Annotated in this window: 5 protein-coding genes and 1 pseudogene; 5 read left to right on the top strand and 1 reads right to left on the bottom strand. The window is 43.3% G+C overall.

All coding sequences use genetic code 11. From position 1 onward, the window contains the following. From HMPREF0999_RS23090 to HMPREF0999_RS21565, 3 genes and pseudogenes are all read left to right on the top strand, one after another. Positions 1-134 (top strand): annotated as a pseudogene (locus tag HMPREF0999_RS23090) (mobilization protein); the annotation flags it as partial. After that, on the top strand, positions 91-543 hold the full coding sequence (gene mbpC, locus HMPREF0999_RS21570) for a mobilization protein MbpC (protein ID WP_004295511.1): 453 nt from the start codon (positions 91-93) through the stop codon (positions 541-543). The pseudogene HMPREF0999_RS23090 and the gene mbpC, both read left to right, overlap by 44 nt. Before the next feature lie 19 nt (positions 544-562). After that, positions 563-793, top strand: a complete 231-nt coding sequence (locus HMPREF0999_RS21565) for a hypothetical protein (protein ID WP_004295510.1) — start codon at positions 563-565, stop codon at positions 791-793. A 36-nt stretch (positions 794-829) separates the two neighbouring features. On the opposite strand, the gene HMPREF0999_RS21560 is transcribed toward HMPREF0999_RS21565, so the two are convergent. Then, entirely contained in the window at positions 830-1,855 is a 1,026-nt protein-coding gene (locus tag HMPREF0999_RS21560; protein WP_004295509.1) for a replication initiation protein, read from the bottom strand. 412 nt (positions 1,856-2,267) lie between these two features. Between HMPREF0999_RS21560 and HMPREF0999_RS21555 the strand changes: the two genes are divergently transcribed. Together HMPREF0999_RS21555 and HMPREF0999_RS21550 are read left to right on the top strand one after the other, a co-directional pair. Further along, on the top strand, positions 2,268-2,519 hold the full coding sequence (locus HMPREF0999_RS21555; protein ID WP_004295507.1) for a hypothetical protein: 252 nt from the start codon (positions 2,268-2,270) through the stop codon (positions 2,517-2,519). Further along, a complete protein-coding gene (locus HMPREF0999_RS21550; RefSeq protein ID WP_004327436.1) occupies positions 2,516-2,791 on the top strand; it encodes a type II toxin-antitoxin system YoeB family toxin in 276 nt (91 codons plus the stop codon). The genes HMPREF0999_RS21555 and HMPREF0999_RS21550 overlap by 4 nt, the downstream gene beginning before the upstream one ends. The last annotated feature ends 62 nt before the right edge of the window (positions 2,792-2,853 follow it).

Below are 2,853 nucleotides of genomic sequence, written 5' to 3'. Positions count from 1 at the left end.
ATAAGGCAAGCGAGATAGGGAAAGGCTACACTCTCGCCCATATCGAGCGGACACAAAGCAAACTGAAGTGCAACTCAATGAACATATCTCATGGAAACAAACTCACACCCGGAAGCGGCAGCTTCCAACGTTAAGCAGGGACAGTACAGCCCCCGGAAAAGAAAAGATACAACGCCAAGGGTAAACCCGCAGCTTGCGGTAGAACTGGTGTATCAAGAACTAAAGCGTGTTGAAGTCTATACGAAGCGCATAGAGGACGCAACAGCCCGAAAGGTACAAATAGACGGGAAAAGCCTTGAAAGTGCCGAAAATCGCCTAAAAAACGTGTTGGCGGACTTTGAACGGCAGGGGTACAGAATGAAAAACGGCGGTTATGTGGACAAACGAATTTCGTTCTACTCAATCCTTTGTGCTGTTATCTCCCTATTGTTCGCTTGTTTCATGTGCTATCTTTGGACGGATGCAGCCAAAGACCGGGACAACTACAAGCAGTATTATGAATACTACCAAGAGCAGGCAAGGGAACAAAAGGGGAATAAATAAACATCTAACTTTACGAATTATGGGAACAACGGAACACGAAGAACCCCGGTTCTTCTTCATACTGAACAAGGGTGCGAAGTCCGGCGGCGAAATCACCCATGCCGTCCTAAACGGTAGTATCGTTTCGAAGCCGGCAGGCTGGGACGCCTTTCATGGGCTTGCACTGGCGAGAGAGAAACTAAGCAGCGAGGAAATACAACAGCAGATGAAAGAACTTGGTGTAGAAATGGAAATCGTTCCTCTGATTTGACAAGATTACCCGGAGTGTTTCAGCCGGGTAATCTTGTTACTTATCCTTGATTTTCCCTTTAAGGGCGTTTATAATCCACCCTTTCGGATTGTTCTTTTCTCGTGATTTTCCGTTTAGGAGAGCCAGTTCTCCGATAAGGTCGGTTATCTTTTCTTGTGCCGTTATGAATGTCTCTTTGTTCCGGTTTATCTCTTCCGATGTGAAGCCGCAGGAATAACGGAGGTACTCGTACACATGGCTGTCTATCTGATATCGTGCTGTAACCTTTGCTTGCAATTCTTTCCCTTCCAGTTCTTCATCTCTGAACTGTGGTTGATAGACCGGGTAGAACCTAAACCCGGTCACCTTGCTACGTTTGTTGTTTGGGTTTTCACGCACTTTCACGTAGTTGAAAGTGTATGGGCAGCTCTCATCAAGCGCAGCCTTTGCTGGTTTCAAAACTCTTTCCTCAAAATGATCTATTCTGTCTTTTCCGTTCTTGTCCTTGTATTTGTCCGCAGGTATGCCAAGACGGTCTTTCAAGTTTTCAAGGGATATATCCAAAGGGTACACCTGCCCACTCATTAACATGTAAAACCTAAGGGAATACCCAGTAGGTAGCGCAAGAGCCTTGTTTAACTCAAATTCTCTGTACCCCTTGGCGAACTTGGTAAACACATCCCAAAGGTCGTTAGACACACGAAAGGTTATAATGCCAGTGCGTTTTTTATATTTTGGGTTAGATATAAATCCGCACTTCCACCATTCCTCGTCATCTTCGTAAGTAAAAAAACGTCCTGCCAAAGAATCGAGTGCGGCTATGATTTCATTGTAATCACGTCCGGAAAAAATAACGTCAGATACATGCATTTGTGCATCAACATCCCAAAGTCCATGCTCAAACTTGCGTTTCGTGCCTGCATAATCTTTCAGTTTTACTCCCTTTAGTTCAGCTTGGCACGCTTCCAGTATGCGAAGAACTATTCTTTGTTCGTGTATGGACATGTCTTGCTGTTTTGACCATGTATATACCCATGAAACAACAACATCTTTATTCTTGGTAATAGGTAGTTTCTTTTTCATAAACGATTGATTTGCTGCAAATATACACAATCCCCACATTAAAACAAAAAAAGAGGGGTAAAACTCCCAAAGTGTGGGGACTAATTTACTTTTAAACTCCCAAAGTGTGGGGACTAAACTCCCAAAGTGTGGGGAAACACATGTTCTAATCCCTTTATTTATGGGCGTTTGCGAAGAAGTGATAGAGCATATTACAGACGATGCTTATAACAGACAAGGGGAATTTATAGAGCTAAGTGGTTGATTTACTGTCGGAAAAAGAAAAACGATAGGGAAAAAGAGCAAAGCAAAACCAACCAACGGGCGGTAGGATTGGAAACGGGTTTTTATGGCGTGTACACGTTTGTGTACAAAATGTTTGTATTTTATTGAAATATAGCTATCTTTGTGCTGAATTTAAAAGCAAACAGATATGGAAGCATTATCAGTAAGAGAATACCGTAACAACCTCGCAGCGTCTTTCACCAAAGCTGACAATGGCGAGCAGGTACTAATTCGCAGGAAAAACGAGATTTACGCTTTGGTAAAAGTTGGTCGTGAAGATTTGATGATAACCCCGGAGCTGCAAGCAAGGATTGACAAGGCAAGGGAAGAAATCAAATCCGGAAAGTGTGTTACCCTCAAAAGCAGTGAGGATATTGACGCTTATTTCGATAGTCTATGATGTACACAATTAGGGTTTCCGACGGGGTGGATAAGGTGATTGCCAAATGGAAGAAATCAAACCCCAATTTGTTCAAGAAGTATAAGAAAATCTACAAAGAATTGTTAGAGCACCCTAAGACTGGGCTTGGGCATCCCGAAGCGTTAAGGGGCGGTGGGGATATTACATGGTCTCGACACATTACCGCCCATGACCGGATAATCTATGACATTTACGAGGAAGTGGTAGAGGTCTACATCTTGGAGGTAGAGGGGCATTACAACGATAAATGATAAAACTGTTATGGTCGAATATTGTGTTTACTGGTTAGAGAACGGCGAGCCTATGCACGAGG

Origin of the sequence: Parabacteroides sp. D25 (assembly GCF_000307475.1) — a bacterium.
Lineage (GTDB): Bacteria > Bacteroidota > Bacteroidia > Bacteroidales > Tannerellaceae > Parabacteroides > Parabacteroides distasonis.
Note: the sequence above shows the minus strand (reverse complement) of the source record. Positions and strands in the feature narration are given on the sequence as shown.